Source organism: Sphingomonas sp. BE123 (genome assembly GCF_031456015.1).
Lineage (GTDB): Bacteria > Pseudomonadota > Alphaproteobacteria > Sphingomonadales > Sphingomonadaceae > Sphingomonas.
In genome coordinates this window covers 933,438-949,920 of the sequence record NZ_JAVDTW010000002.1, presented here as the reverse complement: position 1 = coordinate 949,920, position 16,483 = coordinate 933,438, and the positions used below count along the sequence as shown (strand labels likewise).

Below are 16,483 nucleotides of genomic sequence, written 5' to 3'. Positions count from 1 at the left end.
GTCCCCGGACTAGCGGAATGCAGTTAAGGGCGCCCTAAGGCTTTTCCCGTTGGCTCTCAACCGCAGCGGCCAGCGTCACGAATGCGTAGATCGCAATCACCGCAAGGCCCCAGCTGACCCGATCGGCGATCGCAAACGGGGTCACCAGCAGCAGATATGCCGCGGGACTGCCCCACCAGCGCCGGATCACCGCCTGGCTGCGTTCGGCAATCGCGGTGGCGGCGATCGTTACCAGCGCGAGGATGGTGCCGTCGAGCGTCGCATCGACCCGCATCTCGCCAAGGCCGAGCGCGCCCACCACGGCGCCGACGATCGCGCCGATCAGCGCCTCCTGCATCAGCGCACGCTTTTCCTCGCCACGCAGCGCCGACAGCGCGGCGCCGGTCGCCAGCGCGGCGACGCCGGGCAGCGCGATCGCCGCGCCCCAGGCATGACCAAAGGCGATCAGCGCGGTGGCGGCAGCGCCGGCGACGGCACCGCCAGCCATCAGCAACCAGCCCGGCAGTCCCTTTTCGACGACCTTGGGCAGGACCAGACGGGCGATGCGGGTGAAGACGTGGCGGTCGGCCCAGCTGGTCCGGCGCTCGGTCAGTGCCGCCAGCACGGCATTGCTGCGGCTGGCCAGCGCGGCGCCGTCGCGCTCAACGCCATGTCCGGCACGCACCGCCGCGGTCGACAGCGCAACCTGTTCGGCATCGGCCTGAACGATCACGCGCAACAGCGTCGACTGAAAATCATAATCGGGCGGGAAGTCGGCAATATCCTTGATCCGCTGCGCCGGTGCGCGCGCGACTCCGGCCCAGCAGCTGCGCGAATCGACCCGTTCCAGCGCGGCGGCCGGGTCCTGGGTGACCAGGATCGCGTCCTTGCCCTCATGCGCCATCTTGTCGATCACGTCGTCGGTCGTGACCAGGCCATCGGCGATCACCACGACATGCGCGAGCGGATGCACCCGCGCCGCCGCTTCGGCCGCCGATCGCACGATATCGACCGGCACCCCGCGCTTGGCCGCGCGGCTGACCGCGCCGAGCAGCGCCGGGGTGACCCGGCTCACCGCGACCAGGATATGCCCGGCCCCAGCACCGACCAGCAAGCGCGCCTGATATTCGAGCAGCGTCATGCCGCCGAACGGCAGCGTCGCCGCGAGCGTTCCCGTACGGTCGCCCGCATCCTCGGTCGCAAAGATCAGCCCTGCCAGCATATTGATCCGGTTAGGCGAATTGATTCGGCGGGGGAAGGGGCAGAAATCCTCCCCGGCACGGAGCGGAATCAGTAGCGCAGGAAACGCTCACGCATTGCGGCCCACGCCGCCTCGTCCGCGCCCGCCGCCGCATCCAGATCGCCCGGCGCCGCGCCGGCATCATCGACCCACGCCCGCAGCCCCGGCCCGCCATTGATCACATCGATCGCCAGCTTCTCGAACTCATATTCATACGGAAAGTCGCGCCACAGATCATAATCCGGGTACAGCGACCGGATCGCCTTGAACCCCAGGGCCTGCAACCGCCACGGGCGGAAGGCGGCATGGTCGTACCCAGCCCCTTCGGCATGGATGAACACGCCGCTGCACAGCTGCCCGACATGCTTGTGGAACGTCGGCTGGAACCAGAAGTCGCGCAATGTGCAGCCCGCGGTCCACTCCGGCGCAATCCGGCGCATCTCCGCGATCACTGCCTTGCCATCGATATCGGGCGCGCCGAACAGCTCCAGCGCGCGCGTCGTCCCGCGCCCTTCGGACAGCGTCGTCCCCTCCAGCATCACCGTGCCGGCATAGGCGCGCGCCATGTTGACGTTGGCGGCATTGGGGCTGGGGTTGATCCACACCCGCTCGGGCGGCCAACCGAAGCCCGGCGCCGCATCGGGCGCCCAGCCCTGCATTTCGATCACGCGATAGGCGACGTCCAGCTTGAACTGCTCGATGAACCACGCGCCCATCTCGCCCAGCGTCATGCCATGCCGCATCGGCATCGGCCCGGCGCCGACAAAGCTCTCCCATCCGGGCAGCAGCGTCAGCCCCTCGACCGGGCGGCCCGCCGGGTTGGGCCGGTCGAGCACCCACACTTCCTTGCCATGCTCGGCTGCGGCTTCGAGCATGTAGAGCAACGTCGTGACATAGGTGTAGATGCGACAGCCCAGATCCTGCAGGTCGATCAGGATCACGTCGAACGTATGCATCGACTGGCCGGTCGGCCGCCGCACTTCGCCATACAGGCTGAACACCGGCATCCCGTAGGTCGGGTCGGTATAGTCCGGCGACTCCATCATATTGTCCTGCAGGTCGCCGCGCACGCCATGCTGCGGACCGAACATCGCCGACACGGAAAGCCCAGCCGCAACCAGCGCATCGACGCTGTGCGTCAGGTCCGCCGTCACCGACGCCGGATGCGCGAGCAGCGCGACGCGGCGGCCCTTGAGTTGGTTGAGCAAAGCGGGGTCGGCGAGCAGCCGGTCGATACCGAAGTTCATGGCGCTTCAGGTGCCGAACCTTGTGCCGCAACGCAATCGCGATTGTCGCGGCGCGACGGACCCAAGCCCCTGCCCGGCCGTTGGACGGACTGAACCCGAGGGAAATTGACCTATGCTGCGATCGATCCTGCTTGGCGCCGCCGCCGGAGCCCGTGCCATGACCCCGCTGGCGGTGGTCGCCAATGCCGCGCGCACGGGCAAGCTGCGCAAATCCGGCGCCGCACCGGATCTGCTCGCGCACCCGCTGGTCTCGGCGGGAACGACCGCGCTCGCCGTCTATGAATTGATCGGGGACAAGCACCCCGACGCACCCGACCGGATCAGTGCTCCCGCCGCGGCGGTCCGCATCGTCAATGCCGCCATCGCCGGCGCGCTGGTCGCGCCAAAACGTCAGCGCTGGGCGGGCGCAGCAGCCGCGGGCGCGACGGCGGCGGTCGCCACCTACCTCACCTGGCGCGCCCGGACACGGGCAATGGCGAAGCACAGCGGCGAAGCGACCGGCTTCGTGGAGGACGCGATCGTAGTCCCCGCTGCGCTTGCCGCAGCCACCGCCCGCTGACGCAAAGAGGCGGCCCGGTCGCCCGAGCCGCCTCTTCTACCGACCGTCAGCCGGTCAGAACGAAGCTGCCACCTGCACATACCAGCTGCGCGGGCGGGCAAAGATCCGCTCGGCATAGCCCAGCGTCGCCAGGCTGGCGTTGCCCTGGATCAGATAGCGTTCGTCGAGCAGATTGTTGACGCCGCCGCTGACCTCGATCCCGTTGCCGAGCTTGAGCGTCAGCGAGGCATTGCCGACGAAATAGCCATCCTCCTCGATCAGCGGGATGCTGCCGGTGATGAAAGTGATCTTCGACTGATAACTGCCATCGACCCGCGGCGTCAGCGTCATGTCGCCGCCCAGCGGGATCGCATAGCTGATGCCGAAATTGGCCTGCATGTCTGGAGTGAACGGCAGGTCGTCGTTCGGCGTCACGGTCGCCGTCGCGCCCGGCACCGGGGTGATGCTCTTGATCTTGTCATCGAGGATGCTGATCCCGCCGTCGAAGGTCAGGCCCCAGCTGGTACGCAGGCTCGCCTCGGCCTCCAGCCCGCGAATGCGCGCTTCACCCGCGTTGAACAGCAGCGGCACGACGCCCTGGCGGAAGATCAGCTGAATGTCCTGATATTCGGCCTGGAACGCGGCAAGGTTCAGGCGCAGCCGCCCGATATTGGTCTTGGCGCCGATCTCGTAGCTGGTGACGCTTTCCTCCGCGAACGGCACGGGCAGGTTGCCGGCCGGCGCGGCATTGTAGCGCGTGTTGTAGCCGCCCGACTTGAAGCTCTTGGCATAGGAGGCATAGGTGCTGATCGCGTCATTCCAGCGATACTGGATGCTCGCCGAACCGGTCAGCGCAGAGAAATCCTGCTTGAACGGGCGGTTGAAGATGAACAGCGGGCCGCCCTGGCTGGTCGCAAGCGTCGGCAGCGGGTTGGGATCGGGCTGCGTCGCCGGGAACAGGTTCAGCACCGTCCCGCGATAATGTTTGCGATCGCTGGTGTAGCGCAGGCCGCCGCTGATCTCGAGCGCGTCGGTGATGTTCCACGCCAGCTCGCCGAACGCCGCAACGGAGTCGGTCTTGAGCCGCGAGACCTGAAGATCGCGCGACCCCGGTCCGCCGGCGAGCAGCGACCCGATTACCGGCGGCGAGGGCGGGAAGGCGAGCGGCACGGTCGCGCGCTCGTCGGTGACCTCGTTGAAATAGTAACCGCCGATAATCGCATTGACCGACCCGAAGTCGAGCTGAAGCTGGACTTCCTGGCTGAACTGCGCCGACTGCGCGGCGACATCGGTGGTGATCAGCAGCAACGGGGTGTTGTCGCCGTCACGAATGCCGCGCGATTCGGTTTCGCGATACGACGTGATCAGCTTGACCGACGCGACATCGGTCAGGCGGATATTGGCGGTCGCGCCGATGCCCCAGACTTCCGAATTGCTCTCGACCGGCGCGGTGCCGCCATTCACGAACGGCCCACGCGCCTGCAGGTCATTGGCGCAGCGGATGTCGTTGATCATCGGCACATTGGGCGCGCCGAAGCGCGGGTCGCCGGGGGTCAGCGGCGCGAACGGGATCGTCGCGCCGGGGCAGCCCGCCGCCACGCTGGCGATGGCCGCGACCGGTGCCTGCTCGTTGATCCCGGCAAAGGTGAACGGCGCGCCATTCTCGTCCTGCTTGCTGTAATCGGCGCGCAGGAACAGGTCGAAATCGCTCGACGGCTCCCACAGCAGCGACGCGGCGAGCGAAAAACGATTCTCGTTGCCCAGGTCGAGGCCGTCGACCGCGCGGATCACATAGCCGTCGCGCTTGCGGAAGCCGCCCGAAACGCGCGCCGCGACCGTGTCACCCACGGGCACGTTGATGACACCAAAGCCTTCGATCAGGTTTTCGCTGCCCGCGCGCACCCGCGCCCGGCCGCTGAATTCGCCCAGCTTGGGCTGTTGTGTCCGCACCAGGATCGCGCCGCCGATCGTGTTGCGACCGAACAAAGTGCCCTGCGGACCGCGCAGCACTTCGACGCCCGCGATATCGCCGAAATCGATCGCCCCGCCAACGGCACGGCCCAGATAGACCTCATCGAGATAGACGCCGACGCCCGGATCGACCGCGGCGGTCGGATCCACCTGACCCACGCCGCGGATGAACACCACCGACGACGCGCTGTTGCCCGACAACTGGCCGGCGGGCTTGAACTGCAGGCTCGGCGTGATCCGCTCAAGATCCTGCGTCTGCGTGATCTGCCGCTCCTGCAGCATTTCGGAGCTGAATGCGGAGATCGCAACCGGCGTGTCCTGCAGGCTTTCCTCGCGCCGGCGGGCCGTCACCAGAATCTCGTCGTCCGCTGCGGATGACGCGGTTTCGGGCGCGTCCTGCGCCAGTGCCGGAGCAGCGGCAGTCGCGCTCAGAAATACCGCGATTGCGGCCATGCTGGATGCGGCGCAGCGCCGCGCGCGCAAAGTCCCTCGACCCATCATCACACTCCCCTCATTCCGCGATTCTTTGGCGATCGCCGGTCGCGACTTCCTCCCACCGATAATTGTTCAAGTCAATAACAGTTATGTTGCAGAACTATTTGGCCCGTGCGCAGATAATTTGTAATTTCAACTAATTCCACGACCCAGCGCCAGCGACAGCTGGCGGGTTTCGGGATGGTGGAAATCGGGGGCACCGGCCGGATGGGCAACCGCCCAATAGGATTTGGTGCCATCGACTTCCTCGATCACCGCCGACAGTCCCAGATCGATCGGTCCGGGGGGCAGCGCATCGAGTGTCAGTTGCGCGGTCAGGACCAGCGCATCGTCGGCGATCGCCGTCGCGATCACCGGATCGGCGCGCAGGTCCAGCGCCGCCATCCCCGCGCGATAGCCGTCGAAGCGATAGGCCGCCCATGCACCGCCCGGCGCCAGGTTGAACTCGACATAGCCCGCCGCCCCCGCCGGCGCCGCAAACAGCTCGACACAGGTCCGTTGCCACAGGCCATCGGTGCGCACCGCCGGGGCGGGGGCGGGCATGGCGACGCTGGCGGCGGGCGCGATCCGCCAGACCAGCGTCACCATGGCTCCATCCAGCGCCAGCGAAACCTGGACCTGATCGACGCGGCGCGCCGGCGTGTCGGGATGGCAGAGAAGCGCACAATGCATGCCCCGCTTATCCTGCGGCAGCGCTTCCGGCGCAAACCAAAGAATGCGCGCTAGTGCGGCGCAGCGCCCCGCATCGCCGCCGCCTGCGCGCGCAGCGCTGCCGCCGCATCGGCCCGCCCCCGGCGCTCAAGATTGGCTGCCAGATTGGCATAGGCCCGTGCCAGGTCGGGATGCCCCGCCGGCAGGCTCGCCGTCCGGATCGCCAGTGCGCGGCGCAGCAACGCCTCGGCTGCGGCCCCCTGCCCCTGCTGGTCGAGATTATAGGCCAGGTCGTTGAGCGCAGCGACGATCGCGCCCGCCTCCCCCGCCGCCTCGCGCATCGCCAGCAGCGCGCGATAGATCGGCTCGGCCTCGGTGTAGCGCTTCAGCTCGTCCAGATTGACTGCCCGCGCCCGCTGGACCGCGGCGCGTACGGCCGGATCGGGCGCGGCGGCGGCATCGAATTCGGCGAGCGCGCGGACGAACGGCGCATCGGCATCGGCAAAGCGCCCCTGTCCGGTCAGGCACGCCGCAAGCGTACTCCACGCGGCGGCGCGATCGGCATGGCCGATCGGCAGCGCCGCATCCGCCAGCGCGGCTGTCGCACGCGCCACCGGCTCGCCGCGCGCCGGATCGCCCTCATAGGCCTCGACATTGGCGAGGCTGAGCATCACGTCGAAGCAGCGCAGCCCCGGCGATGCGCCCGCACTGCATTCGTGCAGCGCACGTTGCAGCTCCGTCACCGCCGCCGCGTCGCCCGCCGCGCGTGCCTGGACAAAGGCGAGCGGCAGCGGCCAGCGCTGTCCCAACCGCCACGCCGCCGCCACGTGGCGCTGGAACAGCGGGCGGTGCCGCTGCAGTTCGGCCCGCGCGCCGGGGCTGAACCCGCGATAGGCGTCCATCCGCGCCAGCGCTGCCACGCCCGCCGCGCGGCTCAGCGACCGGACCGCGTCGGGCGCGCGTCGCCGCCGCTCGAAAAAATGGGAGAGCTGGTCGAGCGCGTCGATCCGCTCGGGATGGTCATCCGCGAGCGTGCCGGCGCGCGCCACCGCCTGCCGATACAGCGCCTCGGCCGCATCATGCGCGCGCCGCAGATAGAGGCAATCGGCCAGCCGCAGCGTCGCAACCACGATCTGCGGATGCCCGGCCGGAAAGGCGGCTTCGGTCAGCGCCAGCGCCTTGCGCAACAGCGGCTCGGCGGCGTCCAGCCGGTCGAGTTCGACCAGCGTCACCCCGGTATTGAGATAGGCCTGCGCAAGCTCGGGATGGCCCGCCGGCAGTGCCGCTTCACGCAGCGCCAGTGCGGCGCGGATCAGCGGCTCGGCCTCGTCAAGGCGGCGCTGCGCCACCAGGTTCGCGGCCAGGTTGTTCATCGCGCGCGCAATATCGGCGCTGCCCGGCGGCCCGATCTGCTCGCGCAGGGCCAGCGCGCGGCGCGTGAACGCCTCGCCCTCGGCATAGCGTGCCAGTGCGAACAGCACCGACCCGAGATTGGCATAGCCCGCCGCCAGATCCGGATGCACTGCGGGCAGATGCGCTTCCTTGAGCGTCAGGGCTTCGCGCAGCGCCGCTTCCGCCTCCTCATAGCGCCCCATGTCCTGCAGGCAGCTGGCGAGGTTGTTGAGGCTTGTCGCGACGGCCAGGGGATCGACCGGGTCCGCGGCGCGGCGCAATGCCAGGCCGGCGCGCAGCAGCGGCTCACCCTCGACCGGGCGCCCCTGCCGCGCAAGGTTGAGGCCAAGCTGATCCAGCGCCGATGCCCGCGCCGCCGCATCGCCCGGGCGCGCGGCCTCCACCTCGGCCAGATGCTCCCGCCACCAACGCTCCGCCTCGGCATCGCGCCCGGCCGCCGCCAGCCGTTCGGCATGCTGGCGCGCCGAACCGGCATCGACGGGGTACCCCGCCGCTGCGCCGGGCAAAGCTGCGACCAGCAGCACCGCCATCCCCAGCATCGATCCCGCTTTGACCATGCCGTGCCATATCACCCCGTTGCGACAGCGAAACAGTCAAAACCGGTGGCGCGCCGGCGCCCTGCCCGACCCGGTGGCGCAGTGCGTTAATCCCTGCTAACGCCGCGCGCGCTATGACCGAATACGCATCCGATCTGCTCCGCACCTTGTCCGACCGTGGCTATATCCACCAGGTCACCGACGCCACTGCGCTCGACGCACTGGCCGCCAAGCAGATCGTGCCCGGCTATATCGGCTTCGACCCCACCGCGCCCTCGCTGCACGTCGGCAGCCTCGTCCAGATCATGCTGCTGCGCCGGATGCAACAGACCGGGCACAAGCCGATCGTGCTGATGGGCGGCGGCACCGGCAAGATCGGCGATCCCAGCTTCAAGGACGAAGCGCGCAAGCTGATGACCGACGACGTCATCGCCGCCAACGTCGCGTCGATCAAGACGGTGTTCGAAAAGTTCCTGACCTTTGGCGACGGCCCGACCGACGCGGTGATGGTCGACAATGCCGACTGGCTCGACAAGCTCGAATACATCCCGTTCCTGCGCGACATCGGGAAGCATTTCTCGATCAACCGCATGCTCAGCTTCGACAGCGTGAAGCTGCGCCTCGACCGCGAACAGTCGCTGTCGTTCCTCGAATTCAACTACATGATCCTCCAGGGCTACGACTTTCTGGAGCTGTCGCGCCGCGCCGGGTGCCGCCTACAGATGGGCGGCTCGGACCAGTGGGGCAACATCGTCAACGGCATCGAACTGTCGCGCCGCGTCGACGGCACCGAAGTGTACGGCGTCACCACCCCGCTGATCACCACCGCGGACGGCGGCAAGATGGGCAAGACCATGTCGGGCGCGGTGTGGCTCAACGAAGACGCCCTGCCCGCCTTCGATTACTGGCAGTTCTGGCGCAACACCGACGACCGCGATGTCGGCCGCTTCCTGCGCCTGTTCACCGACCTGCCGCTGGACGAAATCGCCCGATTGGAGGCGCTGCAAGGCGCCGAGATCAACGAGGCAAAGAAGATCCTCGCGACCGAAGCTACCGCCATGTGCCGCGGCCGCGACGCCGCGCTGGCGGCTGAGGAAACCGCGCGCAAGACGTTCGAGGAGGGCGCTTCCGGCGACGCGCTCCCGACCCTGTCGGTCAGCGGCGAAATCAGCGTCGTCGACGCGCTCGTCGGCCTGGGCTTCGCCGCGTCAAAGGGTGAGGCCCGCCGCCTGATCAAGGGCGGCGGCGCGCGGATCGACGGCGAAAAGGTCAGCGATGAGGCCGCGACGGTCACGGTCGGTGCGGCGGAAGTGCGCGTCTCGGCGGGCAAGAAGCATCACGGCCTGCTTCGCGCAGAGTGATTGCCCCCGTAAGACTACGTAAGTAACCACTGGTAACCAATCCGGTTGCCGAGCTGTTTACGCCCTGCGCCCTACCCAATCTGACATTGAACCACGAGTCGGCGGGGTCCAGTGTGAGTTATCAGTTCTCATCCATCGTGCGCGCCACCGCGGTCGACACCGATCGCCGGACCATCGAACGCGACGAAGTCCATTACCGCGCCCGCGCCTTCGGCCCCGACGCCCAGCCGCACACGCTGCTGATCGTCAACATCTCCCCGCACGGCCTGATGGCGCGCTGCGAGCATGACTTTGTCGAGGGCGACCGCCTGCGCGTCATGCTCCCGGTGGTCGGCGCGCTCCCCGCCGAAATCCGCTGGTCCCTCGGCGGCCGTATCGGCGTGAGCTTCGACGGCGCGGTCGATCTGGCGAGCTATTACGAGCTGCTCGCGCAGATGCTGAAGGCGGGCTAACGCGGTTTAAACTGCGGGCTAGAGGTCGGCAAAGACCTCAGAAATTTTGCGATTTCCTCTCGCGCCAGTGCATCCGATTCAGCTTCAGTTGGCTTCATCTCGCTACAATCAAACGCCAGATAGAATTTCCAGAATAGATCGCATTGCCCCGAAAATTCAGTCTGAACCAGGACACCAAACAGGTCGTTGGCCACTCGATCGCAAAACCCCCAGGTCAGAATACCCCGGTCATAGTCTTTCGCCAGCCCGACACCGATTGCATCGAAAACTTCCTCGACGCCCATACCGCCCGATTCAGCCCATCGGTCGATGTCAGGCTTACTAACGGGCCCCAGATGTCCCGCCGGGGATACCTCTCCCCGAACAGACATTATCAAGTCTCTCAGGGCTTCGTCGTACATCTGCGTCATCTAGCTTGGCCTACCCCGCCCGCAACAACCCCACCGCAGCATCCCGCTCGAACAAATACAACGCCACGCGCGCCGCCTGCCCGCGCTCCCCGTCCAGCCCGCCATCGCGATCGACCAGCAACCGCGCATCGTCCGTCGCCGCCGCGATCAGTTCGGCGAACTTCTCGGGCGGGGCGAGCCGGAACGTCTGTTCCCCCGACTGCCGCGTCCCCAGCATTTCGCCCGCACCGCGCAGCCGGAGATCCTCCTCGGCAATGCGGAACCCGTCATTGGTCTCACGCATCAGCGCCAGCCGCGCGCGCGATGTTTCGCTCAACGTCCCGCCGCGCAGCAGCACGCACACCGACCGCCCCCCGCCGCGCCCGACGCGCCCGCGCAGCTGGTGCAGCTGCGCCAGCCCGAACCGGTCCGCCGCCTCGATCACGATCAGCGTCGCGTTGGGCACATCCACCCCCACTTCGATCACCGTCGTCGCGACCAGCACGCCCAGCTCGCCGGCGGCAAAGCGCGCCATCAACGCGTCCTTCTCCGGCCCCTTCATCCGGCCATGGACAAGGCCCACCCGCTCGCCGAACCGCGCGCGCAGCGCCTCGGCCCGCGCCTCGGCGGCGGCAAGGTCGGTCTTCTCGCTCTCCTCGACCAGCGGGCATACCCAGTATGCCTGCCCCCCGCCCGACAGATGCCGCGCGAGGCCGTTGACGACCTCCTCCAGCCGCTCCTCGCTGATCACGCTGGTTTCGATCGGCTGACGACCCGGTGGCATTTCGTCGAGGCGGCTGACATCCATCTCGCCATGCGTCGCGAGTTGCAGCGTGCGCGGGATCGGCGTCGCGGTCATCACCAACAGATGCGGGGCGACCTTTGCCTTGGCCTGCAACATCATCCGCTCGGCGACGCCAAAGCGATGCTGCTCGTCCACCACCACCAACCCCAGGTCGCGATAGTCCACCCCCTGCTGGAAAATCGCGTGGGTGCCGATCAAAATATCGATCGATCCATCCGCGACCCCCATCAGCGTCGCCTCCCGCGCCCGGCCCTTGTCGCGCCCGGTGAGGATCGCGATCTCGACGCCAAGCCCAGCGAACAGCTTGCGCAGCGTCTCATAATGCTGCCGCGCCAGAATTTCGGTCGGCGCCAGCATCGCCCCCTGCGCCCCCGCCTCGACCGCGATCAGCAGCGCCATCGCCGCCACCAGCGTCTTGCCCGCGCCGACATCGCCCTGCAGCAGCCGCAGCATCGGGCGCGGCTGCGCCATATCGCCCTCGATCTCGCGGATCGTCCGCGCCTGCGCCCCCGTCGGCGTGTACGGCAGCTTCAGCGCATCGCGCAGCCGCCCGTCGCCGGCCAGCGCCCGCCCCTTCTTCGCCCGCGCCGCCCCGCGCACCAGCATCAGCGCCAGCTGATTGGCGAACACCTCGTCATAGGCCAGCCGGTCGCGCGCCTTGGCATCCGCCGGATCGGCATGGATGCGCCCAAGCGCCTCACGCCAGTCGGGCCAGCCCTTGCGCTCCTTCAAACTCGGCTCGATCCATTCGGGCAGCTCCGGCGCGCGCGCCACCGCCTGCGCGGCGAAATCCGCCAGCCGCTTCGACGTCATCCCCTCCGACAGCGGATAGATCGCCTCGCGCCCGCCCGGCCGCGGATCGGTGATCGCGGCAATCTCGGGATGCACGATCTGCAATTCCTGGCCATATTGGTCGAGCCGCCCCGAAATCCATTTGGCCTCGTTCAGCGGCAGCTGCTTCTTCGCCCAGCCGCTGTTGCCGCCAAAGAACACCAACGTGACGTAGTTGCCGCGCGCATCGGTCGCCTCGACCCGCGCCGGCGCCCGCGCGCTCCCGCTCATGCGGTAATTCACCGGGGTCAGCCGGATCGCGATCGTCCGCCCGACATCGGCCTGATCCAGCGCCTCGCGCGGCAGCCGGTCGATATATCCGCTCGGCAGATGGAACGCGACATCCACCACCCGCGCCAGCCCCAGCCGCTCCAGCGGCTTGGCCAATTGCGGCCCCACGCCTTTCAGCGACGTGACTTCGGCGAACAGGGGATTGAGCACTTCGGGACGCATCGCGGCCTGACTATCACCGTCACCCGCGCCGCGCCATGCGCCGCGATGCCCTGTCCAAAGGGGAAGCTGCGGCGCGCTGGCAATTTGGCAAACCCGGTCCTAGATGAAGCTGGAGCCCACCCAGCCGACAGCGCTTTTCCGCGCCGTCGGCCAATCTGCGTTGGACGAAGATGGATCTGGAAACCCGCCTCAAACGCCTCCGCTTCCGCGCCTGGCATCGCGGCGTCAAGGAAGCCGACCTGATGCTCGGCGGCTTTTACGACGCGCGCTCGGCCAGCTGGAGCGAAGATCAGGTCGCCTGGTTCGAGGAGCTGATGGAGGAACAGGACGTCGACATCATGGCCTGGGCGATGGGAACCGAACCTGTCCCCGCGCGCTGGGAAGGGCCGATGATGGATGACCTCAAGTCCCTGGATTACGTCCCGATTTCGAAATGACCCAACTCCCTCTCCCCTTCAGGGGAGAGGGCCGGGGAGAGGGGCAGTGCGATGCGCGCGCCACTCCTGCCCCCTCTCCCAACCCTCTCCCCTGAAGGGGAGAGGGCTAAAGAAGAAGCCGATGCCCGACCTCAACCGCATCCTCTCCGCCAAAGCCCCGCTGACCCTGTCGGGCGTCCCCACGGGCTTCCTCCCCTGGCTGCTCGCCGACCTTGCGCGCGCGTCGACCAGCGGCGCGGTCTATATCGCCCCCGACGAATCCGCGATGCGCGCCATCGCCGGCACCGCGCCCTTCTTCGCGCCGGAGCTTGAGGTCATCCAGTTCCCCGCCTGGGACTGCCTCCCCTATGACCGCGCCAGCCCGACTTTGCGCGTCATGGCCGAACGCATGGCCGCCCTCGCCGCGCTTCAGGCCAAGCCGACCGGCCCGCGCCTGATCCTCACCACCGTCAATGCCGCGACCCAGCGCACGCTGACCCCCTTCCGCATCCGCCAGATGACCGCGCGCTTGGCACCCGGCGAGCGCATCTCGCTCGACAAGCTCGCCGCCCTGCTCTCGTCCAACGGCTATGTCCGCACCGACACCGTCCATGACAGCGGCGAGTTCGCGGTGCGCGGTGGCCTCGTCGATCTCTACCCGAGCGGAGCCGAACAGGCGCTCCGGCTCGATTTTTTCGGCGACGAAATCGAAAGCGTCCGCACCTTCGACCCCGCCGACCAGCGCACCACCGGCCGCGTCGACGGCTTCACCCTGCTCCCCGCCAGCGAAGCGCTGCTCGACGAAGACACGGTCAAGCGCTTCCGCACCCGCTATCGCGAGAAGTTCGGCGCCACCGCCACCGGCGACCCGCTCTATCAGGCGATCAGCGAGGGCCGCCGCCTCGCCGGCATGGAGCATTGGCTCCCGCTGTTCGAAGAGCGGATGGAAACCCTGTTCGATCACCTCCCCGACGGTGCGGTCATCGTGCGCGACTCCGGCGAAGCGGGCGCTGCGGAATCCCGCTTCGAGGCGATCGCCGACTATCAATCCAACCGCGTCCGCGCCCAGTCGACCGACGCCGGCAGCTACCGCCCGCTCGCCCCCAACCAGCTCTACCTCACCTCCAGCGAATGGACCGAGCGTCTCACCGCGGCTCGCGCCCACCTCGTCACCCCGTTCCACGAGCCCGAATCCGCCACCGTCCTCGACTTCGCCGTCGACGGCCCGCGCGACTTCGCCCCCGAACGCGCGGCGCAGACCAACATCTACGACGCCGTCGCCGCGCATTTGTCCGGCCTGCGCATCTCCGCGAAAAAGCCGATCCTCGTCAGCTATTCCAACGGCTCACGCGATCGCCTCGCCGGGCTGCTCAAGGACCACGGCGTCACCGACACCCGCCCGGCCGACAGCTGGCAGGAGGCGCTGGGCATCGCCGCCACGTCGGTCGCCCTCATCGTCCTCCCGCTCGACCACGGCTTCACCAGCCCCGACATCGCGCTGCTGACCGAACAGGACATGCTCGGCGACCGGCTGGTCCGCCGCAACAAGCGCAAGAAATCGACCGACGCCTTCCTCGCCGAACTCGCCACCCTCTCCCCCGGCGACCTCGTCGTGCATATCGAACACGGCATCGGCCGCTACGAAGGCCTCACGCAAATCCCGGTGCAACAGGCGCCGCACGACTGCGTCGCCCTCTCCTATGCCGGCGGCGACAAACTCTACGTTCCGGTCGAAAATCTCGAAGTCCTGTCCCGCTACGGCTCCTCCGAAGAAGCCGCGACGCTCGACCGCCTCGGCGGCGAAGCGTGGCAGCGGCGCAAGGCCAGGATGAAGGAGCGCATCCGCGAAATCGCGGGTGAACTCATCGCCACCGCCGCCAAGCGCGCGCTCCGCCCCGCCGACGTGGCCGAGACCGATCCCGGCAGCTACCCCGTCTTCGTCGACCGCTTCCCCTTCCAGGAAACCGACGATCAGGACCGCGCGATCGGCGACCTCCTCGAAGATCTCTCCGCCGGCAAGCCGATGGACCGCCTCGTCGTCGGCGATGTCGGCTTCGGCAAGACCGAGGTCGCGCTGCGCGCCGCCTTCGTCGCGGCCATGGCGGGCATGCAGGTCGCCGTCGTCTGCCCCACCACGCTCCTCGCGCGCCAGCACTACACCAACTTCGTCCAGCGCTTCGAAGGCTTCCCGATCCGGATCGGGCGCCTCAGCCGCCTCGTCCCCGCGGGTGAGGCCAAGGCGACCAAGGACGGCCTTGCCGACGGCACCATCGACATCGTCGTCGGCACCCATGCCGTCCTCGCCAAGGGGATCGACTTCAAGCGCCTCGGCCTCGTCATCGTCGACGAGGAACAGCGCTTCGGCGTCACGCACAAGGAGCGGCTGAAGGCGCTCAAGACCGACGTCCACATGCTCACCCTCACCGCAACGCCGATCCCGCGCACGCTGCAGATGGCGATGTCGGGCCTGCGCGAACTCAGCGTGATCCAGACCCCGCCGGTCGATCGCCTCGCGGTGCGCACCTATGTCATGCCATGGGACCCCGTGGTCCTGCGCGAAGCCCTGCTGCGCGAACATTATCGCGGCGGGCAGAGCTTCTTCGTCACCCCACGCATCGCCGACCTGCCCGATATCGAGAAGTTCCTGCGCGAGGATGTGCCCGAAGTCCGCTACGTCGTCGCCCATGGCCAGATGGCGGCGGGCGAGGTCGAGGAGCGCATGTCCGCCTTCTACGACAAGAAATACGAGGTGCTGGTCTCCACCACCATCATCGAATCCGGCCTGGATATCCCCAGCGCCAACACGATGATCGTCAACCGCGCCGACCGCTTTGGCCTCGCCCAGCTCTATCAGCTGCGCGGCCGCGTCGGGCGCGCCAAGACGCGCGCCTATGCCTATATGACCACCGCGCCCCAGCGGCTGATGACCGAGGGCGCGGAAAAGCGCCTTAAGGTCCTCTCCGACCTCGACTCCTTGGGCGCAGGGTTTCAGCTCGCCAGCCACGATCTCGACATTCGCGGCGCGGGCAATTTGCTCGGCGACGAACAGTCGGGGCACATCAAGGAGGTCGGCTACGAACTCTACCAGTCGATGCTGGAGGAAGCGATCATGGACGCCAAGGCCGGCGGCGTCCGCGACGACGCCCGCCCGCGCGACCTGTCGCCCCAGATCACCGTCGACGCCCCGATCCTCATCCCCGAAGGCTTCGTCCCCGACCTCGACCTGCGCATGGGCCTCTACCGCCGCCTGAACGAGGTCGAGGACAAGCGCGGCATCGACGAATTCGCCGCCGAAATGATCGACCGCTTCGGCAAGCTGCCCGAGGAGACCGAAAACCTCCTCACCCTGATCGAGGCCAAGCTCAACGCCAAGCGCGCCTGCATCGCCAAGATCGACGTCGGCCCCAAGGGCGCCCTCATCACCTTCCACGAAGACAAATTCCCCAGCGTCGAGGGGCTCATGGCCTATGTCGAACGCCTGGACGGCACAGCGAAACTGCGCCCGGACATGAAGCTGGTCGTGGCACGCGTGTTCGCGACGCCAAAGGCGCGGCTGAACGCAGCGCTGCAGATTTCGCGGGGGTTGGCGAAGGCGGCGGGGTGAGGGGGGAGTGGAACCTAAGCCCATGCGACGGTCGATCTATGTAAACCCAGTCACAATCCCACCGCCTAGCCCTGCCCCGCCTCCAATGCAGACGGATGGGGA

12 protein-coding genes are annotated in these 16,483 nt (G+C 67.9%); 5 read left to right on the top strand and 7 right to left on the bottom strand.

From position 1 onward, the window contains the following. Positions 1-34 precede the first annotated feature (34 nt). Positions 35-1,201, bottom strand: a complete 1,167-nt coding sequence (locus tag J2Y54_RS12660) for a hypothetical protein (RefSeq protein ID WP_310040160.1) — start codon at positions 1,199-1,201, stop codon at positions 35-37. A 68-nt stretch (positions 1,202-1,269) separates the two neighbouring features. Then, a complete protein-coding gene (locus tag J2Y54_RS12655; RefSeq protein WP_310040159.1) occupies positions 1,270-2,466 on the bottom strand; it encodes a DUF1343 domain-containing protein in 1,197 nt (398 codons plus the stop codon). 112 nt (positions 2,467-2,578) lie between these two features. Between J2Y54_RS12655 and J2Y54_RS12650 the strand changes: the two genes are divergently transcribed. Further along, positions 2,579-3,025 carry a DUF4126 family protein gene (locus tag J2Y54_RS12650; RefSeq protein WP_310040157.1) on the top strand — a complete coding sequence of 149 codons (447 nt, stop codon included), beginning with the start codon at positions 2,579-2,581 and terminating at the stop codon, positions 3,023-3,025. A gap of 54 nt (positions 3,026-3,079) precedes the next feature. On the opposite strand, the gene J2Y54_RS12645 is transcribed toward J2Y54_RS12650, so the two are convergent. The 3 genes from J2Y54_RS12645 to J2Y54_RS12635 form a co-directional block, all read right to left on the bottom strand. Continuing rightward, positions 3,080-5,428 (bottom strand): TonB-dependent receptor, encoded by a 2,349-nt coding sequence (locus J2Y54_RS12645; RefSeq protein ID WP_310040156.1) that lies wholly within the window; start codon positions 5,426-5,428, stop codon positions 3,080-3,082. Between the two features lie 174 nt (positions 5,429-5,602). Then, positions 5,603-6,142, bottom strand: a complete 540-nt coding sequence (locus J2Y54_RS12640; protein WP_310040154.1) for a DOMON-like domain-containing protein — start codon at positions 6,140-6,142, stop codon at positions 5,603-5,605. Between the two features lie 50 nt (positions 6,143-6,192). Beyond that, positions 6,193-8,091: a tetratricopeptide repeat protein gene (locus J2Y54_RS12635; RefSeq protein ID WP_310040152.1), complete on the bottom strand. Its 1,899-nt coding sequence runs from the start codon at positions 8,089-8,091 to the stop codon at positions 6,193-6,195. Between the two features lie 113 nt (positions 8,092-8,204). Between J2Y54_RS12635 and tyrS the strand changes: the two genes are divergently transcribed. Beyond that, positions 8,205-9,431 (top strand): tyrosine--tRNA ligase, encoded by a 1,227-nt coding sequence (tyrS, locus tag J2Y54_RS12630; RefSeq protein WP_310040151.1) that lies wholly within the window; start codon positions 8,205-8,207, stop codon positions 9,429-9,431. 113 nt (positions 9,432-9,544) lie between these two features. Then, positions 9,545-9,883, top strand: coding sequence for a PilZ domain-containing protein (locus J2Y54_RS12625; protein ID WP_310040148.1), 339 nt, complete (start codon positions 9,545-9,547; stop codon positions 9,881-9,883). On the opposite strand, the gene J2Y54_RS12620 is transcribed toward J2Y54_RS12625, so the two are convergent. Both J2Y54_RS12620 and recG read right to left on the bottom strand, forming a co-directional pair. Next, positions 9,880-10,284: a hypothetical protein gene (locus J2Y54_RS12620; protein WP_310040147.1), complete on the bottom strand. Its 405-nt coding sequence runs from the start codon at positions 10,282-10,284 to the stop codon at positions 9,880-9,882. The two genes, J2Y54_RS12625 and J2Y54_RS12620, sit on opposite strands and share 4 nt — an antisense overlap. Before the next feature lie 19 nt (positions 10,285-10,303). Then, complete coding sequence (gene recG, locus J2Y54_RS12615; RefSeq protein ID WP_310040146.1) at positions 10,304-12,361, bottom strand: ATP-dependent DNA helicase RecG; 2,058 nt, start codon at positions 12,359-12,361, stop codon at positions 10,304-10,306. Positions 12,362-12,531: 170 nt separating this feature from the next. Between recG and J2Y54_RS12610 the strand changes: the two genes are divergently transcribed. Both J2Y54_RS12610 and mfd read left to right on the top strand, forming a co-directional pair. Further along, positions 12,532-12,798 carry a succinate dehydrogenase assembly factor 2 gene (locus J2Y54_RS12610; protein ID WP_310040144.1) on the top strand — a complete coding sequence of 89 codons (267 nt, stop codon included), beginning with the start codon at positions 12,532-12,534 and terminating at the stop codon, positions 12,796-12,798. Between the two features lie 121 nt (positions 12,799-12,919). Further along, positions 12,920-16,381, top strand: coding sequence for a transcription-repair coupling factor (gene mfd / locus J2Y54_RS12605; RefSeq protein ID WP_310040141.1), 3,462 nt, complete (start codon positions 12,920-12,922; stop codon positions 16,379-16,381). Positions 16,382-16,483: the final 102 nt, after the last annotated feature.

What these genes read in the sequence shown, in the direction of transcription:
- J2Y54_RS12660 (WP_310040160.1), bottom strand. Translation starts at nt 1,201, where the DNA reads ATGCTGGCAGGGCTGATCTTTGCGACCGAGGATGCGGGCGACCGTACG.
- J2Y54_RS12640 (WP_310040154.1), bottom strand. Translation starts at nt 6,142, where the DNA reads ATGCATTGTGCGCTTCTCTGCCATCCCGACACGCCGGCGCGCCGCGTC.
- J2Y54_RS12635 (WP_310040152.1), bottom strand. Translation starts at nt 8,091, where the DNA reads ATGGTCAAAGCGGGATCGATGCTGGGGATGGCGGTGCTGCTGGTCGCA.
- tyrS (WP_310040151.1), top strand. Translation starts at nt 8,205, where the DNA reads ATGACCGAATACGCATCCGATCTGCTCCGCACCTTGTCCGACCGTGGC.
- J2Y54_RS12650 (WP_310040157.1), top strand. Translation starts at nt 2,579, where the DNA reads ATGCTGCGATCGATCCTGCTTGGCGCCGCCGCCGGAGCCCGTGCCATG.
- J2Y54_RS12655 (WP_310040159.1), bottom strand. Translation starts at nt 2,466, where the DNA reads ATGAACTTCGGTATCGACCGGCTGCTCGCCGACCCCGCTTTGCTCAAC.
- J2Y54_RS12645 (WP_310040156.1), bottom strand. Translation starts at nt 5,428, where the DNA reads ATGGCCGCAATCGCGGTATTTCTGAGCGCGACTGCCGCTGCTCCGGCA.
- J2Y54_RS12610 (WP_310040144.1), top strand. Translation starts at nt 12,532, where the DNA reads ATGGATCTGGAAACCCGCCTCAAACGCCTCCGCTTCCGCGCCTGGCAT.
- J2Y54_RS12620 (WP_310040147.1), bottom strand. Translation starts at nt 10,284, where the DNA reads ATGTACGACGAAGCCCTGAGAGACTTGATAATGTCTGTTCGGGGAGAG.
- mfd (WP_310040141.1), top strand. Translation starts at nt 12,920, where the DNA reads ATGCCCGACCTCAACCGCATCCTCTCCGCCAAAGCCCCGCTGACCCTG.
- recG (WP_310040146.1), bottom strand. Translation starts at nt 12,361, where the DNA reads ATGCGTCCCGAAGTGCTCAATCCCCTGTTCGCCGAAGTCACGTCGCTG.